Below are 24,395 nucleotides of genomic sequence, written 5' to 3'. Positions count from 1 at the left end.
TCAGGGTACCGGGATTCTGCGGGCGATCCGGCCACGTTGCTCCCGGGGTTTGGCTCCGAGCAGCCGTGAGATGTGATCCAGCTCGTGCTCGGGCTGCTCGGTGGGATCGACGATCACGCTCTTTTCGATCACCGCGGCCGGATCGGCGAAGCCGGCATGGTCGTCGTCGCCGGCCACGGTGTACAGCAGGAATCCGGTCACCAGGGCCCGCACCTGACGATGCGTGGTCTTGTCGGCGCCGTTGACACCCACCATCGACTTCCAGGTGCGGCGTTCGAGCAGTCCACGACTGGTCGCCGCAGGCAGCGTGCGCAACACCACATCGCCGCCGTAGGTCTGCGCCAGTGGCCGCGCATTGGCATCGAAGGTGTCCAGTTCGGTTCCGGCCGCCAAGATCAGGCCGGGGGCGCGCACCTGTGCCGCGGCAGCCGGGAGCAACGCGGTGCTCGGCGCGGGGAAGACCGCGACGACGCCGCGGGCCGGCAACGACGGTTGTCCCAGCAGTGGTTCGTCGGATGCCGCGATCACCGCGGCCGCCGCACCGAAGCCGTGGCCGACGAAGCCGGCCTTCGAGGGGTCGACGGTGATCTGTCCGTCGCCGAGCGGCGCGTGGGCGACCACGCTGAGCGCGGAGCGCATCTCGGCGGCGAGACCGGAGTCCGAGGGCGCGAGACCGCGGTGCCCGTCGGGCACCGCCACCACGAAACCCCATGAGGCCAGGTGATAGGCGAGGTCGCGGTAGCGGCTGCCACCGCAACGCCACGCGTGGCCGAACGCGATCGCGGGCAGCCGCGTGCCCTCGGCCGGCGTGAACACGCGGCCCTCGATCCCGACGATCCCGAGGTTTCCGGCCAGCACACGGTGCGGGCCGCGCCTCGTCAGCGCCTTGAACTGCTTGGCCGAAGGCTGGGACGGCTTGCTGGGTCGCTTCTTGCCGGGCACGGTGGACAGCCTATTCGTTCGAGGTCGTGACGTGCGGACTGGCCTCGGCCACGTCGGCGGGCAACAGGATTCGCGGGGTCGCGTTGTCGCACGCGTCGGCGGCGGTCTCGAGATCGGTACGCAGTTGCTGTACCTCGGTGCGGTGCGTGCGGTGATGATCGTCGAGGTCGGCCATCAGTCCCTGCTGGAGCGCGCTGTATGCACGTGAGGCCATCGTGAGACGGCCCACGGTGCCGCGCGCGAGGTGTTCGATCTGCTCGGCCGCGTTCACTGTTCACCCGCCAGTGCGAGGTCGGAGGTGGGGGCCTGCGATCTGGGCGCCTGCGATGGTGCCTGCGGTGATTGCGGAGCGGGCGCGGTCACGCCGGCCTCCTCCGTGGCGAGGGTGAACGGTACGTCGCCGACGGCGCCCGGTTCGGCCTCCACAGCGCCCGGTCTCACCTCCACAGCACCCGGTTTCACCTCGGCAGCGTCAGGTTCGGCGCCGACAGCGCCTGCTGTCGGCTTCTCCTCGAGCGGTGTCTCGCGTCCGTCGGGCCGTGCACGCCCGCCGGCCGGGTCGGACTGCCGGGAACGCGACCAGAGATTCTCGTCGTCGGCCGAGCGGTTGAGGACTCCGAGGATTGCCTCGATGCCGCGCTGGGTCTCGTGCGCGGTGGTCGTCAGCAACCCGATTCGCGAGGTGATGTCGGCCGCGATGAGCGCGGGCGGGGTGTGTCCGGACAGTACCGCTGCCGGGATTTCCGGCAGCGCGATCCCGGCCACCAGCGGCGTCGACAGCCGGGCCAGGGTGAGATACCAGGTCCGCAGGATCTGGTCGATCCCGCCGGCTGCGGCGTTCGTCGCATCGGCGACCGATCGCAGCACCGACAGGTCGCCTTCGGCGCGGCGCTGATGATCGATCACCAGGCTCACCGCAAGCGCACCTGCCCCGGACTGCCAGCCGCGATCGAGGCGCACCTGCTGTTCGGGCAGGCGATGCATCTGGTCGGCGACCACGCGATGTGCCGTGGCCAACCGTCGCGCGTCGGCCGACAGACCCGATACGTCGAACCGTCCGATCCGCGCAAGCACCGAGCGGACCTCGTCATCGGCGGGTACGGCCACCCCGACCACGCGGCCGACCGAGAGCACCGAGATCAGATCCTCGACACCGGCGACCGCCCGATCCCGCAGCACGACAAGGGTTTCCGACGGCTCAGGCACGGACTGCACCATCGTCGCCACCGGCCAGGCGGACAGTGCGTGCGGACTCGTCGTCGGCCGCGCGGATCTGGTCGAGGCCACGTGTGAGGGCTTCGGACAGGGCCGCAGCCGAGTCGGCCTGCGCGCGCAGGCCCTGCGCCAGTGCGCGGCCGATCGCGACGAACCGTCTACTCAGATCGCCGTGGTCGTCCTCGGCATCGGCCCAGGTTCCGAAGCGATGGTCGTCCAGGTCGCCCGCCGCCACCGCGAGGACCGTGGCGGTCTTCCGGTAGAAAGCGGCGACGGCCGCCACCTCGTCGGTCTCGACCGACACCCGTGAGTACTCCACTCACATCCCCCTCCCCTGGCCGGGCCCCGCTGTCGACCCGTTCATTGGACGCGCAGATGCCCGCTATGGTTCCCTTGCCCGATTCTTGCGTATCCGGCGCCGGCGCGCAGCAAAGTCGAGCGGGCGACTGTCCGAATGTCGCCGGACCTCAGATGTCGACGCCGTGGGCGCGCACCGCAGCGCGCAGCGCGGTCGGCCGCTGCCCCGTCGGCAGGTCGTCCACGAGTTCGAAGGCAGCGCCGATCAGCCGGGCACCGCCATCGGCTTCCTCGCTGTCACCGACCATGAGGGCGTCGGATCCGTCGATCCCGAGCGCATCGGTGGCGGCACGGAAGATCCGGGGGTCGGGTTTGACCACACCGACCTCATAGGACAGCGCATACGCCTCCACGGTGCCGCCAAGACCGTTCAGGGACAGCACTTTTCGCAGATCGAACGCGATGTTGCTGACGATGCCCACACGTATCTGCGTCGCCGCGAGCGTCCTGAGCACCGATGCGGTGTCCGGGAAGGGCACCCAGGAATGGGGATCGAGGACATGTTCGTACAGCGATTCGGCCTGCCCGGGCACATCCAGTCCCGAGGCGCGCAGTACCGAGATGTAGGCGCGCCGATGTTGCCCGGGGTCGAGATCGCGTCGCTCCCAAGCTTTTCGGTCATCGTCACCGATGTCGGCAGGCAATCCCACCGGCTGGGTCATCCGACGCACCAGCTCGGCCTGCTTGTCGACGTCGAGCGGCCGGCCCTGCGCGTCATGCAGATCGGTGAACCACTCGTCTCGTGCCTCGAAGCGGAACAGGGTGCCCGAGAAATCGAACAACACGGCGCGCGGGGTTCGGCCGCCGACGTCGCTCGTCGGCATCGGCCGCTCCGTCATGAGCCGACAGCCGAGACCACGTCGGCGACGCGGGTGGCGATGGCGTGTGCCAGGTCCGCGGACGGCGCCTCGACCATCACGCGCACGAGTTGCTCGGTACCAGAGGGGCGTAACAGAATTCGGCCGACGTCACCGAGCTCGGCGGCGGCCGCGGAGACCGCCGCGGTCACCGAATCAGCCTGCGCCACCACATGTTTGTCGCCGACTCGCACGTTGATCAGCTCCTGCGGCAGCACCGTCATGATCGTGGCCAGCTCGGCGAGACGGGCGGAACTCTCCACCATCTCGGCCATCAGCAGCAGGCCGGTGAGGATACCGTCGCCGGTGGTTCCCGACGTCGGGACCACGATGTGACCGGACTGCTCACCGCCGAGCGAATAGCCTCCCCGACGCAGCTCTTCGAGCACATATCGGTCGCCGACCGCGGTGGTGCGCAACGAGATTCCCGACTCGCGCATGGCAATGTGCAGGCCGAGATTGCTCATCACCGTGGCGACCAGCACGCCCTCGTGTAGCTGTCCGTGCCGATGCAGCGCGGTGGCCAGGATCGCCATGATGTGATCGCCGTCGACCAGCTGGCCCGTGGAATCGACTGCGAGACAACGGTCGGCGTCACCGTCGTGGGCCAACCCGAGGTCGGCGCCGTGTTCGAGCACGGCGGCCTGCAACTTGCCCATGTGGGTGGAGCCGCAGCCGTCGTTGATGTTGATGCCGTCGGGTTCGGCGTGGATCGGGATGACCGTCGCCCCGGCCGCGGCATATACCTGCGGTCCGATTTCGGAAGCGGCGCCGTTGGCGCAGTCCACGACGACCGTCAGGGACTCGAGGCGCACGGCGATCGCGGCGGCCAGATGCGCGGCGTAGCGCTCGGGCGCATCGGGGGCGTCGGAGAGCCTGCCGACACCTGCACCGGTCGGACGCGGCAGGTCCGTCTCCATGGCCGCGGCGATGCGATCCTCGATCTCGTCGTCGAGTTTGTGGCCGCCGGCGCCGAAGAACTTGATGCCGTTGTCGGGCATGGCGTTGTGCGATGCCGAGATCATCACACCGAAGGCGGCGCCGTAATCGGCGGTGAGGAAGGCAATGGCCGGGGTGGGCAGGACGCCGACCCGAATCGCGTCGACACCGGATGCGGCCAGACCGGCACAGACCGCCGCCTCGAGCATCTCGCCGGAGGCGCGGGGATCCCGGCCGACGACCGCACGCGGGCGTGGTCCGGTTCCGAGAACGAACGCGGCGGCCGAGGCCAGGCGCAACGCGAGCTCGGTGGTGAGCTCGGCGTTGGCCAGGCCTCGGACGCCGTCGGTTCCGAAAAGGCGTGCCAAGTCAGCGCTTGGAGTACTGCGACGCCTTGCGGGCCTTCTTCAGGCCGTACTTCTTCCGCTCGACCGCGCGCGGGTCGCGGGTGAGGAAGCCTGCCTTCTTGAGGGCCGGACGATCCTCGGGCGTGACCTCGATGAGGGCTCGGGCGATGGCCAGACGCAGCGCGCCGGCCTGTCCCGAGGGGCCGCCACCGACGAGCTTGGCGTTGACGTCGAACGACTCGGTGCGCTCGACGGTGACCAGCGGGGCCTTGATGAGTTGCTGGTGCACCTTGTTGGGGAAGTACTCCTCGATGGTGCGGCCGTTGAGCAGGAACTGACCGGAGCCCGGGAGCAGGCGCACACGGACGATGGCCTCCTTGCGGCGGCCGACGGTCTGGATCGGGCGGTCGAGTACGACCGGTTCGCGATCGTGGGACGGCTCGGCGACTGCGACAGCATCGACGTCGTAATCGTCGGCGGCCTGCTCGGCCGAACCGACGGCCTCGACGGCCTCGTCGACCGCGGTCTCGGCGGCCGCGACGTCGTCACCGGCAGCGGCCTGAGCCTGCGCAGCGTCCTCCACGGCGGCCTCGACGGCCTCGTCGGAAATGTTCTCGTTGCTCACTGGGCCACCTGCTTGATCTCGAAGGGGACGGGGCGCTGGGCCGCGTGGGGGTGATTCGGGCCGGCATAGACCTTCAGCTTGGACGCCATGGCGTTTCCGAGCTTGGTGTGCGGCAGCATGCCCTTGATGGCCTTCTCGAGGACGCGCTCGGGATGGCTCTCGAGCAACTCGGCGGTCGTCTGGACCTTCAGGCCACCCGGATGCCCGGAGTGCCGGTAATTCAGCTTGCGCTCGGCCTTGTTGCTGGTCAGCACGACCTTCTCGGCGTTGATGATGATGACGAAATCGCCACCGTCGACGTGCGGGGCGTAGGTCGGCTTGTGCTTGCCGCGGAGCAGGTTCGCGCTCTGCACGGCCAGCCGGCCGAGCACCACGTCGGTGGCGTCGATGACATGCCACGCGTGGGTGATGTCACCGGCCTTCGGGGTGTAGGTAGGCACAGTTGGTCCTTCAACTCTTGTCATGGAAGCTGGTCGGGTACGACGGCAGAGGTTGTTCCCGGCGACCAGTGGGGACCCGGACCTCGACTACCCGCCCAGCCGCGCTGTGCGAGCACGACCACGAACAGGTGCCATGCACCAGCGATCCAGGCTACGCGAGCGCCCAGGTCAGGGTCAAAACGCGTCTCGTCAGCCACGATCGGTCAGCGTGGCGCGATGCGAACCGAGGCCACCGCGGTGGCACACGGAGTGTCGACCGAATCGCCGCCGGTGCCGGCCTGACACCCCAGGCTGACCTGCAGATCGTGTTCGACGAGGACGTACCAGCGGATCGGGGCACCCGAGGCGGGTGCCTCGCGGTAGCTGATGACGTCGCGGCCGGCGAAGAGCGTCGAGGCAGAGAATTCGCTGACCACATCATCACCACGTTGCGCGATCCGGTTACGCAGGCTCACCGCGACCGACGACGGCGTCGACCCCGACCGGACGGGGCTCTGGATGAGCAGGATGCGGCTGCCGTCGACGGCGGCGACGAACACCGCGCGCGACTGCGCCGCCGGCCCCGGCGCACCGCTCACGGGGCCTTGTTCGGTGCGCTGCCACCCACTCGGGATGAGCACGGTGGTGCGGCCCTGTGTCACCTGTCGGTCGGTGGCCGGTGCCTGCTCGCCGCGCTGCGAGAGCCATGCATACGCGGCCAGCACCACGACGAGGACCGTCATCACTGCCGCCGCCGCCCCGAGCATCCGCCGGGTGCCGCGCCCCCGCCGCGACGACTCCGGCGGCGACAAGAACTCCGCATCGAGGTCACCGAAGTCCAGCGGCACCGGGTGCGCGGCCTTGGCACCCCACCGCGCGATCCGCCGGCGATCGACCGCCACGATCCGGCCGGCGACCGCGTATTCGAGGATCAGGCTGATGGCAGCGCCGACGTCGCCGCCGTCGGCCCCGTCGACATAGACCGCCTCGATGCCGTCGTCGATCAGTGCTTCGACCGCCGCCGCGTCCGCGGCCCCGTCGCCGCTGGGCACGAGCACCCCGGACGCCTCGATCACCCAGCCACCGCCGCCCCGACGCAGCCGCTGCACATCCCAGCGCGGCGGGCCCGGATCGGTCGGGTCGGAGCGGTGGGCCGGCACATGGGTGGTCTCGACGACCGCGCAGCGGGTCACGGTGACATCGGCATGGCTGCGGGCGATCAGGATGGCCCGGGGCGTGAACGTGCTCGCCGGATGCAGCGACCCCGCCGCCCGCGCGAGCACGCCGCTGCGCACCGGCCCCCAGGTGCTCGGATATCCGATGAGCACCGGCGCGCCACTGCCGCCGCAGATCCGGGCGAAGACGTCATGCCACCGCGCCTCGGCGGTCGCCGACACCCCGTCGGCGACGATGACCTCGGCGTCGATGGCGTTCAGCAGGGCGGTGAGGTCGGGGCCCGGGACACCGCCGATCATGGTGTGTCCGTAAGCGATATCGATCACGACCGGCCGCGCGGGCACCCCGGCATCGACTGCCGGCCCACCGGCGGATCTGGTGAACGTCATGGGCCGCCCGCCCGCGTGTCGGCGCCGGGCCGCGCGACCTGGATCATTTCCGTTGTGCGGGTACGGGATAGGAGTTCACCGCGACCGGGTACCAGTCGTTGTAGTCGGGTCCGGCCGGTGATGTAGCCCTCGTCACGGTCGCCGCTCATCAGCAGCATGTCCGACGAGAGGTCCTTGAGCCGGCCGATGACCGGGTCGAACAACGCCCGTCCGAGCCCGCCCGAGCGGCGCGCCAGCACGATGTGCATGCCGATGTCGCGGGCATGGGAGGCGAGATCGACCAAGGGCAGCAACGGATTACCCGACGACGTCGCCACCATGTCATAGTCGTCGACTATCACATACACGTCCGGACCGGACCACCAGCTGCGTGCCCTGAGCGCGTCCACCGTCAGATCGTCGGGCGGCAATCGCTTGGTGAAATACGCGGCGAGTTGCGCCATCATGGTCGTCGCGTTCTGGCCCGAACTCGCATAGCCGGCGAGATGATCTCCCTCGACCAGCCCCAGCATCGTGCGGCGGTAGTCGATGAGCACGATCTTCACCTGTTCGGGCGTGGATCCGGCGACCAGGCCGGAGACGATCGTGCGCAGCAGCGTGGTCTTGCCGTGCTCGACGTCGGCGAAGGCCATGAAGTGTGGCGCAGTGGTGAAATCCAGTATCACCGGGGCGAGTTCGAGTTCGCCGACCCCGATGGCCACCTGATTGGGTGCTAGCGTGACATCGGCATCGGCGACGAGCTCGGCGACCTGGGCGGCGGAGATCTCGGTGCCGAGTTTTCGGACCGCGAGCGCCCGCCGATCACCGTACGCAGCGCCGATCGCGTCGACGGCGAGCTGTCCGCCGGCCGGGAGCGACGCGGGTGCGGGGTCGCCGTCGAGCCGCGGCAACGCCACCAGCAGATGCATGCCGTCCGGACTGAGCCCACGGCCGGGCCGATTATGCGGCACCGACGATGCCGCCTTGCGCCCGAGTTCGGAGTCCATGGCATCGCCGAGGCGCAATTCGACGCGACTGCCGATCAGGTCACGCATCGCCGGCCGCACCTCGGCCCAGCGTGTGGCCGTCACGACCAGGTGAACGCCGTAGGAAAGCCCTTGGGAGACGATGACGCCGATCTGCTCTTCGAGGAATTCGAGTTCGCCACGCAGCACACCGACGCCGTCGAGGACCAGAAAGACATCACCGTGTGGATCGTCGGCGAGTTCGTCGTCGGATGCGAACCGGCCCGTCTGCGCCCAGGCGCGTCGACGGGCCCGATAGTCGGGCATCGACTCGATACCGAGCCGCGCGAACCGCAATTCCCGCGCCCGCACCACCGCGGCCACCTCCGCCACGGTGCGCCGCACGGCGTCCATGTCACCGCGGTTGGCCACCGACCCCACGTGCGGCAGCCCCGCCACCCCTGCGAGTGAACCGCCACCGAAGTCGAGGCAATAGAACTGCACCTGTTCCGGGGTGTGGGTGGCGGCCGCGGCGAGGATCAGCGTGCGCACCGCCGTCGACTTGCCGGTCTGCGGACCACCCACGATGGCCACATTGCCCGCGGCACCGGACAGATCGAGCAGGTGGAGTTCTCGTCGCTGGTCGAAGGGACGGTCGACGATGCCGATCGGTACCCGCAGGTTGCCGGGCGCGACCGCAGACGCGAAGTCGCGGTCGCCGACCAGCTCGTCGACGGTCGGCGACACCTCGAGTGGCGGAAGCCACACCTCGTGCGCCGCGGGTCCGGCGCCGGCGATACGGCCGACGAGCGTCGCCAGCAGCGACGGGACCGTGCTCGTTCCCGAGGAGCCCGCGGGCCGGACGGGCGGCGCATCGTTGGGCGTGGGTTCGGTTGTGGCCGTGCGGGTCACCGGTGGAACCGCGGCGAGTAAGGCAGCCGCCTGGTCGAGGACCGATCCCCCGTCCGAGCCCAACGCTGCCACCATTGCCGCATCGCCGGCACCCGAGGCGGCGCTCGCCGTCGGCCCCGGCACGTCCGCGGTGTCCAGCGGCACGGGCAATGCGGTGAACATCATGAGCCGGTGCCGCCGAACACCTCCCGCACCGATCGGATCGGAACTCGCCGTGGCGGGCGGCCGATACGGTCCGGATACATAGCAGGTGTTGAATCGAACCGGCTCTCCCGCATCGCATTTGAGGTACGCCGAGCCGGGCGCACTGGGCAGATGATAGGCGTCTGGGACGCCGAGGACCGATCGGGATTCGTTGGCCGAGAACGTCTTCAGTCCGATCCGATACGACAGATGGCTGTCCAGACCACGCAGCTTGCCCTCTTCGAGCCGCTGCGAGGCGAGTAGCAGATGAATGTGCAATGACCGTCCGAGCCGCCCGATCGCGACGAACAGTTCGGCAAAATCGGGTTTCTGGGCGAGCAACTCGGAGAATTCGTCGACCACGATGAACAGCGCAGGCATCGGTTCCAGTGGCGCGCCGGCCGCGCGCGCCTGTTCGTACTCGGTGACGTTGGCGAAGTTGCCTGCCGCGCGCAGCACCTCCTGCCGCCGATTCAGCTCACCGGACAATGCATCCTTCATCCGGTCGACCATCGCCAATTCCTGCTCGAGGTTGGTGATCAACGCCGCGACGTGCGGGCTGCGCTCGAGACCGAGAAAGGTGGCGCCGCCCTTGAAATCGACGAGAACGAAATTGAGCTCCGCCGGTGAATGGGTGGCCAGCATCGCCACCAGCAGGGTTCGCAAGAATTCCGACTTCCCCGACCCCGTCGCACCGATACACAATCCGTGCGGTCCGGTTCCCCCGTGCGCGCTCTCTTTGATATCGAGTTCGACGGTCCCACCCGAGGGCGTGTAGCCGATGGGCACCCGCAGCCGGTCGCGCGCCGTACGCCCACGCCACTGCAGTTCTGGGTCGAAACGGGACATGTCGGGGATTCCGAGAAGGGCAGGCAGGCCCGGGTCCACTGCGGTGGCCCCCGAATCCAGGTTCGCCAGACTTGCCGCGGTGGCCGGCCGATATCGCGCCAGCCGACGGGCCGCCGCCTCGCACTCGGCGACGCCCAACGAATCCATCGTCGCGAATTCCTCGATGCCGTAAGCACTTCGGGCAGACACCGATCCGCTCGCCACAACCAATTGCAACCCACGCCGGGCAGCCGGCCCATCCGCGGGTGCGGTCAGATCCACGACGGTGACGCCTTCCATCCCGGCGTCGTTGACGAGTCGCTCGGTGCCGATCACCCGACCGTCGTCGACGATGACGACCAGATGTGCACGGCCCGGCGTCGGCGGTGCCGAGCGGGAGAAACGTCCACGATCGGCCAGCTCGGCACTCAGCGCGGTCTCCAGGTCCACCAGTGTCGGGAAGACCATCCGCATCGGGCCGAGTGCGTCGGCCAGCGCCGGATGGCCCACGTGCGGTAACCATTTCGCCCAGTCCCACGCCTCGCCGGCCGGATCGGCGGTGACCACCGCCACCCGCAGATGATCCGGGCCATGAAATACGCACAACTCGACGAGCATGGCGCGCACGAGTTCTCGCGTCTCCTGGCGAACACCTTCGATATTGATCGCCGGAAATCCACGCAGCGAGATCGCGGTCGGCAGTCGGTGGATCACCGAGTGGGTCCGGATGAACCGGCGCAACGCGACCATCGACACGGGTTCGAGATCTTCGAGCGGACCGGTCTCCGGCGGGACCAGACGCGTGGCCAGGCGTTGGGTGCCCACCCCGACCCGTACGTGTGCGAAGTCGTGGTCGGCCGGCCGCCGCTCCCACATCCGGCGCGTGCCCACGACGTCGGGAATGGTCCGCGGATCGGGGTGGCTCCAGGTCAGCGCCGCGCGCTGCGCCTGACCCGTGTCGCCGACCTGGGCGCGCAGGCCGGCCAGATAGCGAAAGTAGTCCTTGCGTTCCTCATTGAGTTCGCCTGCCTTCTTCCCACCACCCCGGCCGCCGGCGGCAAACATTCCGAACATCGACATCAGCATCATGAGCGGGAACATCATGAACAGCGGATTGGTGAGGATGTTGCGTCCACCGGTCGCGAACATCATCGCGAGCATGCCGACGACCGCGACGACCATGACCACGGGCAACAACTTGAGCAGCAAGCCGCCCGGCACCACTCGCGGCACATCCGGTGGCGACTGAATGTTCAGTTCGCCACCGGGCGTGCGCGGTGGTGTGATCCGTGGCCGCCGCACGAAACCATCGGTCGTCGTCACCGTCTCCCCCTCCTCGATCCCCCACGCCGGCCGCCGGGTTATCCACCGGTCTCGATGGACAGCACACTCCGGGCCGAGCGTGCGGTTATGGTAACTGCGAATCAAGGGGGAGGTAGGGCGAAATGTCATCTGTGGATACCCGGCCACCGATCCGCGCGGACGACACCGCGCCAGGATCGGCGGGGTCGGGCACCGTGTCGATCCAACCGGCGCTGGTCCGCGTCTCGGTACTCGGCGGCAACACCCAACTCGATGTGGCACTCCCGGCCGCGATACCTGTCGCGGCCCTGATCGGTGACCTCGTCGCGCAGATCGAATCCCGCAATCCGCGACGCCAGGATCCTGATGACACCGATCCGGAGATGGCGGGCGGTCATTCCGATGGCGGACGCGCCCACTGGACCCTTTCCCGCATCGGGCAGCCACCCCTGTCGGTCAACCATTCGCTGGCCGATTCCGGTGTGCGCGACGGTGATCTGTTGATGGTGACGTCGACGCGGACCGGTGATTCGCCGGTGCTGTTCGACGATGTCGTCGACGCCGTCGCCCGACTCAACGAGTCGCATTTCGCGAACTGGTCGCCGCAGGCGGCCCGGATCCTGGGTTTCGGGGCAGCGATCCTGGCGTCGATCGTCGGCGCAGTCGCCCTGACCGGCACCCGGCTGGAGGGCAACACCCTCTGGCCGGCCATCCCCGCCGCCCTGAGCGTCCTCGCACTGATCACCGCGTCGGCGATCGTGGCCCGTCAGTACCGGGACCCGGCCACCGCGACGGTGTTGGCCGCCGCCGCCGCACCGCCGGCCTTCGTGGCCGGAATGCTGGCAGTGCCAGGCCCTTTCGGCGCCGCGCACATGGCCCTCGGTTTCGCGATCGTGACGCTGACCGCCGTGGTCTGCTACCGGCTCGGTGCGGCCGGGCCGGTGCTGCACAGCGCGCTGCTGACCGGGGCTGTGCTCGGTGGCGCGGCCACGCTGGCCGGCCTGTTCGTCGACACCTCGCCACGCAGTGTGGCGGCGGTGAGCGCGGCTGTGGGGCTGCTCGTCATCGCCCAGGCTCCGCGCTTGACCATCGTGCTCTCGAAACTTCCGCTACCGCCCGTGCCCACCGCCGGCGCCCCGCTCGATCTCGACGACGCCGAACCCGTGTCCACGATCGAGGGTATCGGCGCGATCGGCGCCATGGCACTCCCCAAAGCCGACGCGCTGGAACGTCGTTCGTACCTCGCGAATGCATATCTGACCGGGATCATCGCCGGCGCGAGCGCGATCACCGCTCCCGCGGCGGTGATCTCGTGTATGCCGTGGAACGGGGTCGACGCCAAATCCTGCGTATTTGCCGCGATCATCGCGGTCGTGCTGTGCCTGCGGGGCCGCTCGCACAGCGATCTCGCGCAGGCCTGCATCCTGGTGATCGGCGGATGTCTGACGCTCGCAGTCGTCCTCGGCTCTCTCGCCGTCGCCGGGGGCTGGTGGCCGCTCATCGGATTCGCGGTCGCCACAACGCTTCTCGTTCTCGCTCTCGTTCTGGGTGTCCTTGCACCCGGTCACGAGTTCTCGCCAGTGCTACGCCGGCTCGCCGAGCTCGGCGAATACGCCCTGATCGTGGTGATCGTGCCCCTGCTCGTCTGGATTCTCGATCTGTATCAGACGGTTCGGGACATCTAGATGCGTTGCTCGCGTGACCCTTCCGGCCGTGGCCGCCGCCTGCCGTTCGTGCTGGCGGCCGTCCTCACGTCGATCGGGCTGTGCGCTGCACTCGGCGCCGGGCCGGCACTCGCCATCGATCCGCCGCGAGTGGATCCCGGCGCGCTGATCGGCGCGGTCCCCGTCGCCCCGCCCGAACCCACCGAACAACGCACCCTGTGTGCGCGGCCGGTCACCACTTCCGCGGCGACGCGGCCGTCCCCGGCGCAGCAGATGATGAATCTCGAACAGGCGTGGCGATTTTCCCGGGGCGCCGGGCAACGGGTCGCGGTCATCGACACCGGCGTCACCCCCCATCCCCGTCTGCCGCGGCTGCGCGGTGGTGGTGACTATGTCGCGGCCGGTGACGGACTGTCCGACTGCGACGCGCACGGCACCCTGGTCGCGGGGATCATCGCCGCCACCCCGTCACCCGACGACGGATTCACCGGCGTCGCGCCGGACGCGTCGATCATCTCGATTCGCCAGTCCAGCAATGCATTCGAGGCAAAGGACCGTCGTCGGCAAGACACCGATCCGGCCGTCGGTGGCGGGTACGGCTCGGTCGGCACGCTGGCCAGCGCGGTGGTCCGCGCCGTCGACCTCGGGGCGACCGTCATCAACATCTCCGAGGTGGCGTGTGCACCGGCGAGCGCCCGGCCGGCCGATCGGGGCCTGGGTGCGGCGGTCCGCCACGCCTATGAACGCAACGTGGTCGTGGTGGTCGCGGCCGGCAATCTGTCGCAGGGCTCCGCCTGTGGCGAGCAGAATCCGCCGCCGATGCCCGGTGACGCCGACGGCTGGGGGTCGGTGGGCACCGTAGCGAGTCCTGCCTGGTTCTCGCCCTACGTTCTCGCCGTCGGATCGGTCGACGCCGGCACCGGCGCGCCGAGCGCATTCAGTCTGCACGGTCCGTGGCTGGATGTGGCCGCGCCCGGTACCGGGATCGTCAGCCTCGACAGCACGCCTCACGGAGGCGGTCTCGTCCACGCACAACAAGGCGGTTCCGGTCCACTTCCGTTGCTGGGGACCAGCTTTTCGACGCCGTTCGTCGCGGGGACCGTCGCCCTGGTCCGGGCCCGGTACCCCCAGCTGTCGGCGAGACAGGTGATGGAACGGATCATCCGGACGGCACATGCTCCGGGTACCGGACACGATCAGGTGATCGGTCACGGCGTCATCGATGCCGTGGCCGCGCTGACCGCCGAACTTCCCGACGGCGCAACCGCCGATCCGGCCGCGCCCAGGATGATCGCGGCGCCGGTCGAGCCGCCGCCGGCCGATCACACCGGCCGGAACGTCGCGCTCGCCGGTGCGGGTATCAGTGTTGCGTTGGTGGCCGCGATGCTCGCGGCCTCACTGCCGTATCGCCGGGTGCGAAAGCTCGACCCGGACGAATACTGAACGGCTACTTCGCCGTTCGCGCCGGCCGCAATTCGCGGGGCAGGGCGAAGGTCAGTGTCTCCTCGGCGGTGCTGACCTTCTCGACGGTGTCGAAGCCGTATTCGGCGAGGAAGTCGATCACCCCACGTACCAGTACCTCCGGCACCGACGCGCCCGAGGTGATACCGACCGTGCGGACGCCCTCGAGCCAAGCCGGGTCGACCTCGCGGGCGTAGTCGACCAGATGGGCCGCCGACGCGCCGTTCTGCAACGCCACCTCGACCAGACGCACCGAGTTCGACGAGTTCTTCGACCCGACCACGATCACCAGATCGCAGTCCGGCGCCATCGCCTTCACCGCGACCTGCCGGTTCTGGGTCGCGTAACAGATGTCGTCGCTGGGCGGATCGTTCAGTTCGGGGAAACGCTCGCGCAGCCGCCGCACGGTCTCCATCGTCTCGTCCACCGAGAGCGTGGTCTGCGAGAGCCAGATGACCTTCGACTCGTCGCGTACGACGACCTTGTCGACCGCATCGGGGCCGTCGACGAGCTGGATGTGCGACGGCGCCTCGCCCGCGGTGCCCTCGACCTCCTCGTGCCCCTCGTGGCCGATGAGCAGGATGTCGTAGTCGTCGCGCGCGAACCGTTTGGCCTCCTGGTGCACCTTGGTGACCAGCGGACACGTCGCATCGATGGTCCGCAGGCTGCGCTGCGCGGCCGAACGGTGGACCTCCGGGGACACCCCGTGCGCGGAGAAGACGACGATCGCCCCCTCGGGCACCTCGTCGGTCTCCCCGACGAAGATGGCTCCCCGCTCGGCGAGGGTTTCGACGACGTGCCGGTTGTGCACGATCTCCTTGCGGACGTACACCGGCGCACCATGCTTGTCGAGAGTGCGTTCGACGGTCTCCACCGCGCGGTCGACGCCGGCGCAGTATCCCCGCGGTTCGGCGAGCAGGACCCGCTTGGACTCAGTCATGGCACCCAGGGTACGTGTTGGTGAGACCGCCACGAGATGGCAGAGTGAACACATGGTTCGTGCTCCCTATCCGGCCCGTATCGCCGCAGGTCTCGTTGTCACGGCCGTCGAAGAGACGCGCAGACTGCCGACGCTGCTCGTCACGCTGCCGGTTACCGCGGTCAGCGAGACACTGCAACTGGCGATGCGTGCCCAGCAGGGCATCGCCGAACTGGCCATCAAGGGCGATGCGGCACTGGAGTCGATCTTCGACCGCCCCACCGAGGAACCGGCGTGGGCCCGGTTCGACGAGGACGAGACCGATGTCACCGACACCGTCGTCCCGATCGAGACCAGCCACCACCTCGACGGCCGCAGACCTGCAGGCAACGGCCCCGCAGCTGACGATCCCGACACCGCCGATGCCGCCGACAGCAGCCCCGACGACAGCACCCCCGAAGACGCCACCGCAGCGTCCTCCCCGCGCTCGGATACAGGACGCTTCGCCCTCTACTCCTCGGCGCCCGACGAGGTCATCGCCTCGTCGAGCGAGACCACCGAATCTTCCGCGCCGACCGGCGGCGGACCTGTGCCGGAAGTCGTGGAGTACACCGAGTACGACAACCTGACCCTCGCCCAGTTACGGGCCAAATTGCGCTCGGTCGGTGCCGAAGATCTCGGCACGCTGCTCGACTACGAGAAGGCCACCCGCAACCGGGCGCCGTTCGTCACCATGATCGACAACCGGATCACCTCGGCCCAGAACAAGCGCACGCCATCGAAGTGATCGCGTCGCAACACCGGCGCGGACGGTCCGCGTGAGCGGCGGCGGGTCGGCGAATTCTGCCGACAACCCGTGGCCGGTCCGCACGGTCAACACCAAGATCGCCGACTGGGTTCACCGGCTCGGGCAGATCTGGGTGGAGGGTCAGGTGACCCAGATCAGTAGGCGACCCGGCACGCGCACGTCTTTTTTGACGCTGCGCGATCCCGCCGCCGACATCTCGATCTCGGTGACGTGCAGCCCGGACCTGCTCGCGCGCAGCGAGGTTCGGATCACCGACGGCGCACATGTGGTGATGCTGGGGCGCCCCAGCTACTACACCGGCCGTGGTTCGATCTCGTTGCGCGTCACCGACATTCGGCCCATCGGCGTGGGTCAGCTACTACTCGGCATCGAACGGCGCCGGCAGTTGCTGGCCGCCGAGGGTTTGTTCGACCCTCGACTCAAACGAGCGCTGCCGTTCCTGCCACGCACGATCGGCCTGATCTCCGGTCGCTCGAGCGCCGCCCAACGCGACGTCGTGTCGGTGGCGTCGGCGCGGTGGACGGCCGTACGCTTCGACGTTCGCGACGCCCCCGTGCAGGGCCCCACTGCGGTGCCCCGCATCATCGCCCACCTGCGCGAACTCGACGCCCACCCCGAGATCGACGTCATCATCATCGCCCGCGGCGGCGGCAGCGTCGAGGATCTGCTGCCGTTCTCCGACGAGGCGCTCCTGCGCGCGGTGGTCACCTGCACCACCCCGGTCATCAGCGCGATCGGCCACGAACCCGACACCCCGCTGCTCGACCTCGTCGCCGACGTCCGCGCCGCCACGCCCACCGATGCCGCCAAGCGGGCGGTACCCGATGTGGAATCCGAACTCGCCGCGATCGCCGTGCTGCGCCGCCGCAGCGCACGCGCCCTGCGGAACTGGGTGCATCGCGAGGACCGGGTGCTCGCCGGGTTGCGCAACCGGCCGGTCCTGGCCGACCCGTTCTCGATCCTCGACCGGCATACCGAACGCGTCGAGCGACTGCGGGCCGATGCGCGCCGTGACCTCATCCGCCACGTCGATACCGAGGGCCGCCGGACCGAACATCTCGCGGCCCGGCTGGCCACACTCGGCCCGGCCCAGACCCTCGCCCGCGGCTACGCAGTGGTGCAGCGCGTCGACGCCGACCCGCCGTACGTCCTCGACTCGGTCGACGAACTCCCGGATGCGTCGCAGTTGCGTATCCGGGTCGCCGACGGCTCGATCCACGCGCAGGTGACCGCGACCGAACCGGCCCACAACCAGGAGGAACAGTGAGTCCGCAACCGACACCGAAGAACTCCGACGTCGAAGGTTCCGGAGACGGACCCATCCCGGTGGCCGAGCTGGGTTACGAACAGGCCCGCGACGAACTCGCCGAGGTGGTGGCGACCCTGGAACGTGGTGGGCTCGACCTCGATGCGTCACTGTCGCTGTGGGAGCGTGGTGAAGCGCTCGCCGATCGCTGCGAAGCGCATCTGACCGGGGCGCGCGAACGGATCGAATCGGTGCTCGACGACGGTACGGATACCGACAGCGACACAGCGGACAACGAGGACTGACCGCGTCCCGACCCGACCCGGCCGGGTCTCAGCCGCGGCCCGGCAGCGGCTGCTGATCGAGCACCGACGTCGCCATCGCGGCCATGTCGTCATCGGGGCCGGCCGACAGGATCGCGATCCGCGCGGTCCCGAGGTCGGTGATCCAGAACTTGTTGTCGCCGGTGGTGCTGTAGGTGACCCACTGATGACCACCGAGCTCGCGGGTACCGCTGCCGGAGGCCACGTGCGAACCGTCGGCCAGGTGATCGACCAGATCGTCCTCGGACGCATCGGTCTGGGTGAGCTGGAGATAGCTGCCGTGGCCGGTGATCCAGCCGACGTTGCTCACCACATGCCCCGACACATTCTCCCGGCTGCCCGAATTCGGCTTCCAGCCATCCGGATCGGGTGGTTTGCGGATCGGGAACGGCATCGTCTGCGAGTCGGCGAGCAGGGCGCTCTGGACGTCGAACGGGTTGGTCCGGTCGTCGGCGGCCGTGCCGGTGAGGCCCACCGAACAGTTCCCCGACGCGATGGCGACGATCGCGCAGATCACGAGCAGCGGGATGATCGACCAGATCATGTCCTTACCGCTGATCAGGTAGCGCGGTTTCTGGGCCATGGCGCTCAGTATTCCAGTCGGCACGCCGCGGTCGGCAATCGCCCACCGTCGTTGCCCGCGCACGACGCGGCGGCTCGGGTGCGGCGCAGGGCGGTGACCAGCGCATCGACATGACATGCGAGGATGGGACCACCGCATCGCCGCACGCCGAGGAGTCGAAGACATGACCGAAGCCACCCCCCAGGCCCCCGATCGCAACTTGGCGATGGAGCTGGTACGAGTCACCGAGGCCGCCGCCCTGGCCGCCGGACGCTGGGTGGGTCGCGGCGATAAGAACGGTGGTGACGGCGCTGCCGTCGACGCCATGCGCCAGTTGCTCTCGACCGTCTCGATGCGCGGCGTCGTCGTGATCGGCGAGGGCGAGAAGGACGAGGCGCCGATGCTGTTCAACGGCGAAGAGGTCGGCGACGGCACCGGCCCCGACTGCGACGTCGCGGTCGACCCGATCGACGGAACCACCCTGATGGCCGAGGGCCGCCCGAACTCGATCGCGGTCATCGCCGTCAGCGAGCGCGGCACCATGTACGACCCGTCCGCGGTGTTCTACATGGACAAGATCGCTGTCGGCCCGGAAGCCAAGGGCGCCATCAACATCGACGAGTCGGTCGAGTGGAACATCAACTCGGTCGCCAAGGCCAAGGGCATCGACGTCGCCGACCTGACGGTCGTCGTTCTCGATCGTCCCCGCCACGCCAACCTGATCGGCGAGATCCGCCAGGCCGGCGCGAAGATCCGCCTCATCTCCGACGGCGACGTCGCCGGCGCGATCGCGGCGGCCGGCGACTACAGCAGCGTCGACATGCTGATGGGTGTCGGCGGCACCCCCGAGGGCATCATCACCGCCGTCGCGATGAAATGTATGGGCGGCGAGATCCAGGGCAAGCTGTGGCCCCGCAACGACGAAGAGCGCCAGAAGGCCATCGACGCCGGACACGACCTCGACCGGATCCTGACCAACGACATCCTGGTCAGCGGGGAGAACTCCTTCTTCTGCGCCACCGGCGTCACCAACGGCGACATGCTGCGCGGGGTGACCTACCGTCCGGGCGGTGCAACCACCCGCTCGCTGGTCATGCGGTCCAAGTCGGGCACCATCCGGCGTATCGAGGCCGTCCACCGGCCCGCCAAGCTGCGCGAGTATGCCGGCGTGAGCATCTGAGACCGACGGCACATCGACGGGTCGGTTAGGGCAGCCTTACCGGCTGAATGAGGGCCGGGCGCCGATAACATCGTCGCGTGAGTGAACCAGCCCTTGCTCCGGAGTTCCGCTATGCCGACCTGCTGCCCTCCGGAGCCGACGAGACCCCCTACCGGTTGATCACGACCGACGGGGTCTCCACGTTCGAAGTCAACGGCCAGGAGTTCCTGAAAGTCGAGCCGGAAGCACTGGAGAAGCTGACCGCCGAGGCGATGCACGACATCAGCCACTACCTGCGGCCGGCGCATCTGGCACAGCTGCGCAAGATCATCGACGACCCGGAGGCGTCGGGCAACGACCGCTTCGTCGCGCTCGACCTCCTCAAGAACGTCAACATCTCCGCCGGCGGTGTGCTGCCCATGTGCCAGGACACCGGCACCGCGATCATCATGGGCAAGAAGTCCGAGGGTGTGCTAACCGGAAGCGATGACGCCCAATGGATTTCCCGGGGCGTGTACGACGCGTACACCGAGCTCAACCTCCGCTACTCGCAGCTCGCCCCGCTGACGACCTACGACGAGAAGAACACCGGCACCAATCTGCCTGCGCAGGTGGAGATCTACGCCACCGAACAGGGACCGAAGGGGCCGGAGTACAAGTTCCTGTTCATGGCCAAGGGCGGCGGCAGCGCCAACAAGTCGTTCCTGTTCCAGGAGACCAAGGCGATCCTGAACCCCAAGCGGCTCTTGGAGTTCCTCGACGAGAAGATCCGGTCCCTGGGTACCGCGGCCTGCCCGCCCTATCACCTTGCGGTGGTCATCGGCGGCACCTCGGCCGAATTCGCCTTGAAGACAGCCAAATACGCGTCGGCGCACTATCTCGACACGTTACCCACCGAGGGCTCCATGGCCGCACACGGCTTCCGTGACGTCGAGCTCGAGGACGAGGTCTTCAAGCTGACGCAATCCTTCGGTATCGGCGCACAGTTCGGTGGCAAGTACTTCTGTCACGACGTCCGGGTGGTGCGTCTGCCGCGTCACGGCGCGTCATGCCCGGTGGCGATCGCGGTGTCGTGCTCGGCAGACCGTCAGGCCCTGGGCAAGATCACCGCCGACGGCGTCTTCCTCGAACAACTCGAGACCGATCCGGCCCAGTACATGCCGGATGCCGGGGTAGCCGAGGACATCGAGGGCGGCGCGGTCGTCGAGGTCGATCTGAACCGGCCGATGCCCGAGATCCTCGCCGAACTGTCGAATTACCCGGTGAAGACCCGACTTTCGCTGACCGGGCCGCTCGTCGTCGCCCGCGACATCGCACATGCCAAGATCAAGGAACGCCTCGACGCCGGCGAGCCGATGCCGGAGTACCTGCGCGATCATCCCGTCTACTACGCCGGGCCGGCCAAGACGCCAGAAGGCATGGCATCGGGATCGTTCGGCCCGACCACCGCCGGACGCATGGACTCCTACGTCGAGCAGTTCCAGGCCGCGGGCGGTTCGATGGTGATGCTCGCCAAGGGCAACCGGTCCAAGCAGGTCACCAATGCCTGTGCGGCGCACGGGGGTTTCTACCTCGGCTCGATCGGCGGTCCGGCCGCACGCCTGGCCCTCGACTGCATCAAGAGCCAGGAGGTCATCGAATACCCCGAACTGGGTATGGAGGCCGTCTGGAAGATCGAGGTCGAGAACTTCCCGGCGTTCATCGTCGTCGACGACAAGGGCAACGACTTCTTCACCGACCCCTCCGGTTCGGTGACGGTGCCGCTGAACGGCGTGCGGGTCCGCTCCCGGGAGCGCTGAAAACCGTTGTGCCGTAGATCGGTGCCACCAGGTGACACCGATCTACGGCACTGAATCGTCTACGGGCACCGTGCGCACCGGCTCGCCGAGCCCGTCCATCCGCCCGCGCTCAGCGCGCGTGCCACCTTGCGCGCCGTCACACAGGGTCGGTCGTACACCTGCCCCCAGCCCAGGCGCAGCGTCAGGCGCGCTGCGCCGACCGCGGCGTCGAGATCTCGTTCCATGTCGCGGTCGCGGTCCCGCGCAGAGTCATGCCAGGCGCGCCCATCCAGCTCGACGACCACTCCCCACTCGCCGTAGTCGACATCACGCAGTCCGCGCCGATCCGCGGTCGTCGGAGCCTGCCGTTGCGGCGACGGAAGTCCGTGCGCGCGTTCGACTCTCGTGAGGTAGCCGCGCTCGAGCACCGAGCAGGTGCCGTCGCGGACGTCACAAAGAACTTTCTCGACAAAGGCGCGGTGACGCAGCCGCGTCCGGCGTCGCACCGCCACGAGGAGCCGATCCGCTGTGGTCTTGCGCGCTCCGACCGCATCGGCAAGACACGCGACGACACTCATCTCGGACGACGTTGCACCGACGATGTCGAGTAGCGCTTCCTCGGTACGCACGCGCGGCGGCTGCGCATGCCACAACACCTTGTCGTCGAGTCCCGACCCGTAGTGCACGACGACGCCGGACCGTTGTGTCACCCGTCGGGCGCGATCCACCACGATGTGGATCGGCTCCGACGGCGCGCGCTGCCCGTCGTCCACGGCCGATGCATGACCGCCGGACACGGCAGATGTATGACCGCCGGACACGGCCGATGTATGACCGCCGGACACGGCAGATACATGACTCAGCGCCGCAGGAAAGGCGTCGAGTACGGCACTCCACGCTCGATGCTGCCAGGTGAGCGGACCGGTGTGGTCCACATAGACACCCGGGTACACGACGGCCCACTCGTTGCGCCGAACTTTGCGGCGGATGAACGGAGCCGAGTATCCGCACTCGATCACCTGCCTGCGCGCGACGACGCCCTCCTGCCGGTCGAAAAGCTCGCCGAGGAGAGCCATGTCGGGCGATGCCACCGGTCGGTCATCACGCACGTCCTCCACCGTCATGTCGCACAGTGTGACCGCCGCCGACACCGACAACCCCTTGCCGAGCGGAACTTGTGCACAACTTCGACGCTGCGCACGGCCTGTGCCGTACTTCGGTGCCACTCGGCGACATCGAAATACGGCACTGACCCGGCAAGCATCCCGGAATGGCGCCGAGTAGCGTGGTTTGGGGTTCGCCACCGTCGACACCGGAGGAATGCATCACATGACCGAGCAGCAGTTCCGCATCGAGCACGACACCATGGGCGAGGTCAAGGTGCCCATCGAAGCGCTGTGGCGAGCACAGACGCAACGCGCGGTGGAGAACTTCCCGATCAGCCACCGTCCGCTCGAGCGCACCCAGATCCGTGCGATGGGACTGCTGAAGGCCGCGTGCGCACAGGTCAACAAGGACCTCGGACTGCTCGACGCCGACAAGGCAGACGCCATCATCGCCGCCGCGAAAGAGATCGCCGACGGGCGTCACGACGACCAGTTCCCCATCGACGTGTTCCAGACCGGGTCGGGTACCAGCTCGAACATGAACACCAACGAGGTCATCGCGTCGATCGCGAAAACCCATGGCGTCGAGGTACATCCGAACGACCACGTCAACATGTCGCAGTCGTCCAACGACACCTTCCCCACCGCCACCCATGTGGCCGCCACCGAGGCCGCGGTGAGCGATCTCGTCCCCGCGCTCGACCATTTGCGACTGGCACTGCGGGATAAGTCGAATCAGTGGCGTGAGGTGGTCAAAAGTGGCCGCACCCACCTGATGGATGCGGTGCCGGTGACGCTGGGACAGGAGTTCGGCGGATACGCGCGTCAGGTCGAGGCCGGCATCGAGCGCATCCGGACGACGCTGCCCCGTGTCGGCGAGTTGCCGATCGGCGGTACCGCGGTCGGCACCGGCCTCAACGCGCCCGCCGGCTTCGGCACCAGGGTCGTCGCCGAACTGCGCAAGCTCACCGACGTCGACGCGTTGCGGCTGGCGGCCGACAACTTCGAGGCGCAGGCCGCACGCGATGGCCTCGTCGAGTTGTCGGGTCAGCTGAAGACGGTCGCGGTCTCGCTCACCAAGATCGCCAACGACGTCCGCTGGATGGGGTCGGGACCGCTCACCGGACTCGGCGAGATCAGCCTCCCCGACTTGCAGCCGGGTAGTTCCATCATGCCCGGCAAGGTCAACCCCGTTCTGCCCGAGGCTGTTACGCAGGTGGCCGCACAGGTCATCGGCAACGACGCGGCGGTCACCTGGGGGGGCGGCAACGGCGCCTTCGAACTCAACGTGTACATCCCGATGATGGCCCGCAACGTGCTGGAGTCGCTCACGTTGCTGGCCAACGTCTCCCGTCTGTTCGCCGACCGCTGTATCGCCGGACTCGTCGCGCATGAGGACCAACTGCGAACCCTCGCCGAGAGCTCACCGTCGATCGTGACGCCACTCAACTCGGCGATCGGATACGAGGAGGCCGCCGCCGTCGCCAAGGAGGCCATCAAAGAGGGCAAGACGATCCGGCAGACGGTCATCGACCGTGGTCTCATCGGCGACAAACTCAGCGAAGCCGAACTCGACAAGCGTCTCGACGTCCTCAAGATGGCCAACCTGGATCATGAACGCTGATCCGCCCGACCCGTCCACCGCGCCCTCGGGGCAGTTCGAGAACGGGCCGCGGGCAACGCATGCGGTCGAGGTGTCCGACGAGATCGATGCCGCGACGAGATCTCTTGCCGCACATCACGTCTACGTGGAGGTACTCGACCCCGACACACCGGTCGCCGAGCAGGCGCGGGCTCAGATCGACAGGGTGACCGCTGCCCGCGGCGACTTCGGTGGCCGGCGGGCGGTGGCATTCGCGCCGACCTGCGCCGGCGCATGACATCGGGCGCACAGACGGTGGGCACCACAAACGGCGACGCCGCCGATCCCGGCG

At 68.4% G+C, this 24,395-nt stretch carries 21 protein-coding genes and 1 pseudogene; 9 read left to right on the top strand and 13 right to left on the bottom strand.

Features of this window, described 5'->3' with window-relative positions:
• From ACPXB3_RS12085 to eccCa, 10 genes are all read right to left on the bottom strand, one after another.
• Positions 1-942, bottom strand: coding sequence for a dienelactone hydrolase family protein (locus ACPXB3_RS12085; protein WP_425705079.1), 942 nt, complete (start codon positions 940-942; stop codon positions 1-3).
• 10 nt (positions 943-952) lie between these two features.
• On the bottom strand, positions 953-1,213 hold the full coding sequence (locus tag ACPXB3_RS12080) for a hypothetical protein (protein ID WP_425705080.1): 261 nt from the start codon (positions 1,211-1,213) through the stop codon (positions 953-955).
• Entirely contained in the window at positions 1,210-2,148 is a 939-nt protein-coding gene (locus tag ACPXB3_RS12075; RefSeq protein WP_425705081.1) for a hypothetical protein, read from the bottom strand. Before ACPXB3_RS12075 ends, ACPXB3_RS12080 begins: the two co-directional genes overlap by 4 nt.
• Complete coding sequence (locus ACPXB3_RS12070; RefSeq protein WP_425705082.1) at positions 2,141-2,461, bottom strand: hypothetical protein; 321 nt, start codon at positions 2,459-2,461, stop codon at positions 2,141-2,143. The genes ACPXB3_RS12075 and ACPXB3_RS12070 overlap by 8 nt, the downstream gene beginning before the upstream one ends.
• Before the next feature lie 163 nt (positions 2,462-2,624).
• Positions 2,625-3,338 (bottom strand): HAD family hydrolase, encoded by a 714-nt coding sequence (locus ACPXB3_RS12065; RefSeq protein WP_425727738.1) that lies wholly within the window; start codon positions 3,336-3,338, stop codon positions 2,625-2,627.
• A gap of 11 nt (positions 3,339-3,349) precedes the next feature.
• The gene (gene glmM / locus ACPXB3_RS12060) at positions 3,350-4,678 is read right to left on the bottom strand and encodes a phosphoglucosamine mutase (protein ID WP_425727737.1); all 1,329 of its coding nucleotides are present in this window, start codon (positions 4,676-4,678) and stop codon (positions 3,350-3,352) included.
• A 1-nt stretch (position 4,679) separates the two neighbouring features.
• Positions 4,680-5,282 (bottom strand): 30S ribosomal protein S9, encoded by a 603-nt coding sequence (gene rpsI, locus ACPXB3_RS12055; RefSeq protein WP_425705085.1) that lies wholly within the window; start codon positions 5,280-5,282, stop codon positions 4,680-4,682.
• Complete coding sequence (rplM, locus tag ACPXB3_RS12050) at positions 5,279-5,722, bottom strand: 50S ribosomal protein L13 (protein ID WP_425705086.1); 444 nt, start codon at positions 5,720-5,722, stop codon at positions 5,279-5,281. The genes rpsI and rplM overlap by 4 nt, the downstream gene beginning before the upstream one ends.
• 203 nt (positions 5,723-5,925) lie before the next feature.
• Positions 5,926-7,266 (bottom strand): type VII secretion-associated protein, encoded by a 1,341-nt coding sequence (locus tag ACPXB3_RS12045; RefSeq protein WP_425727736.1) that lies wholly within the window; start codon positions 7,264-7,266, stop codon positions 5,926-5,928.
• A complete protein-coding gene (gene eccCa / locus ACPXB3_RS12040; protein WP_425727735.1) occupies positions 7,263-11,456 on the bottom strand; it encodes a type VII secretion protein EccCa in 4,194 nt (1,397 codons plus the stop codon). Before eccCa ends, ACPXB3_RS12045 begins: the two co-directional genes overlap by 4 nt.
• A gap of 122 nt (positions 11,457-11,578) precedes the next feature.
• Between eccCa and eccD the strand changes: the two genes are divergently transcribed.
• Positions 11,579-13,120 (top strand): type VII secretion integral membrane protein EccD, encoded by a 1,542-nt coding sequence (gene eccD, locus ACPXB3_RS12035; protein ID WP_425727734.1) that lies wholly within the window; start codon positions 11,579-11,581, stop codon positions 13,118-13,120.
• Positions 13,121-14,542, top strand: a complete 1,422-nt coding sequence (gene mycP / locus ACPXB3_RS12030) for a type VII secretion-associated serine protease mycosin (RefSeq protein ID WP_425727733.1) — start codon at positions 13,121-13,123, stop codon at positions 14,540-14,542. It abuts the gene before it with no gap.
• A gap of 4 nt (positions 14,543-14,546) precedes the next feature.
• Here the strand turns inward: mycP and ACPXB3_RS12025 are convergent, their stop codons facing one another.
• Entirely contained in the window at positions 14,547-15,500 is a 954-nt protein-coding gene (locus ACPXB3_RS12025) for a 4-hydroxy-3-methylbut-2-enyl diphosphate reductase (RefSeq protein ID WP_425727732.1), read from the bottom strand.
• Between the two features lie 52 nt (positions 15,501-15,552).
• Here ACPXB3_RS12025 and ACPXB3_RS12020 point away from each other — a divergent pair, with 52 nt between their 5' ends.
• The 3 genes from ACPXB3_RS12020 to ACPXB3_RS12010 are packed head-to-tail and all read left to right on the top strand — an operon-like array spanning position 15,553 to position 17,838.
• Positions 15,553-16,266 carry a lipid droplet-associated protein gene (locus ACPXB3_RS12020; protein WP_425727731.1) on the top strand — a complete coding sequence of 238 codons (714 nt, stop codon included), beginning with the start codon at positions 15,553-15,555 and terminating at the stop codon, positions 16,264-16,266.
• A gap of 31 nt (positions 16,267-16,297) precedes the next feature.
• Complete coding sequence (gene xseA / locus ACPXB3_RS12015) at positions 16,298-17,554, top strand: exodeoxyribonuclease VII large subunit (RefSeq protein WP_425727730.1); 1,257 nt, start codon at positions 16,298-16,300, stop codon at positions 17,552-17,554.
• On the top strand, positions 17,551-17,838 hold the full coding sequence (locus ACPXB3_RS12010) for an exodeoxyribonuclease VII small subunit (RefSeq protein WP_425705094.1): 288 nt from the start codon (positions 17,551-17,553) through the stop codon (positions 17,836-17,838). Before xseA ends, ACPXB3_RS12010 begins: the two co-directional genes overlap by 4 nt.
• Positions 17,839-17,866: 28 nt before the next feature.
• On the opposite strand, the gene ACPXB3_RS12005 is transcribed toward ACPXB3_RS12010, so the two are convergent.
• The gene (locus ACPXB3_RS12005; RefSeq protein ID WP_425705095.1) at positions 17,867-18,439 is read right to left on the bottom strand and encodes a DUF4245 domain-containing protein; all 573 of its coding nucleotides are present in this window, start codon (positions 18,437-18,439) and stop codon (positions 17,867-17,869) included.
• Between the two features lie 163 nt (positions 18,440-18,602).
• On the opposite strand from ACPXB3_RS12005, the gene glpX reads away from it, so the two are divergent.
• Together glpX and ACPXB3_RS11995 are read left to right on the top strand one after the other, a co-directional pair.
• Positions 18,603-19,598, top strand: coding sequence for a class II fructose-bisphosphatase (gene glpX, locus ACPXB3_RS12000; protein WP_425705096.1), 996 nt, complete (start codon positions 18,603-18,605; stop codon positions 19,596-19,598).
• Positions 19,599-19,675: 77 nt separating this feature from the next.
• On the top strand, positions 19,676-21,376 hold the full coding sequence (locus tag ACPXB3_RS11995; RefSeq protein WP_425727729.1) for a fumarate hydratase: 1,701 nt from the start codon (positions 19,676-19,678) through the stop codon (positions 21,374-21,376).
• A gap of 59 nt (positions 21,377-21,435) precedes the next feature.
• On the opposite strand, the gene ACPXB3_RS11990 is transcribed toward ACPXB3_RS11995, so the two are convergent.
• Positions 21,436-22,479 (bottom strand): type IV toxin-antitoxin system AbiEi family antitoxin domain-containing protein, encoded by a 1,044-nt coding sequence (locus ACPXB3_RS11990; protein WP_425727728.1) that lies wholly within the window; start codon positions 22,477-22,479, stop codon positions 21,436-21,438.
• A 205-nt stretch (positions 22,480-22,684) separates the two neighbouring features.
• Here ACPXB3_RS11990 and ACPXB3_RS11985 point away from each other — a divergent pair, with 205 nt between their 5' ends.
• Positions 22,685-24,085, top strand: coding sequence for a class II fumarate hydratase (locus ACPXB3_RS11985; RefSeq protein ID WP_425705099.1), 1,401 nt, complete (start codon positions 22,685-22,687; stop codon positions 24,083-24,085).
• Positions 24,086-24,119: 34 nt separating this feature from the next.
• Positions 24,120-24,341, top strand: a pseudogene (locus ACPXB3_RS11980) (PIG-L deacetylase family protein); the annotation flags it as partial.
• Between the last annotated feature and the right edge of the window lie 54 nt (positions 24,342-24,395).

The sequence above is a fragment of the Gordonia sp. DT219 genome (assembly GCF_049847065.1).
Lineage (GTDB): Bacteria > Actinomycetota > Actinomycetes > Mycobacteriales > Mycobacteriaceae > Gordonia.
Note: the sequence above shows the minus strand (reverse complement) of the source record. Positions and strands in the feature narration are given on the sequence as shown.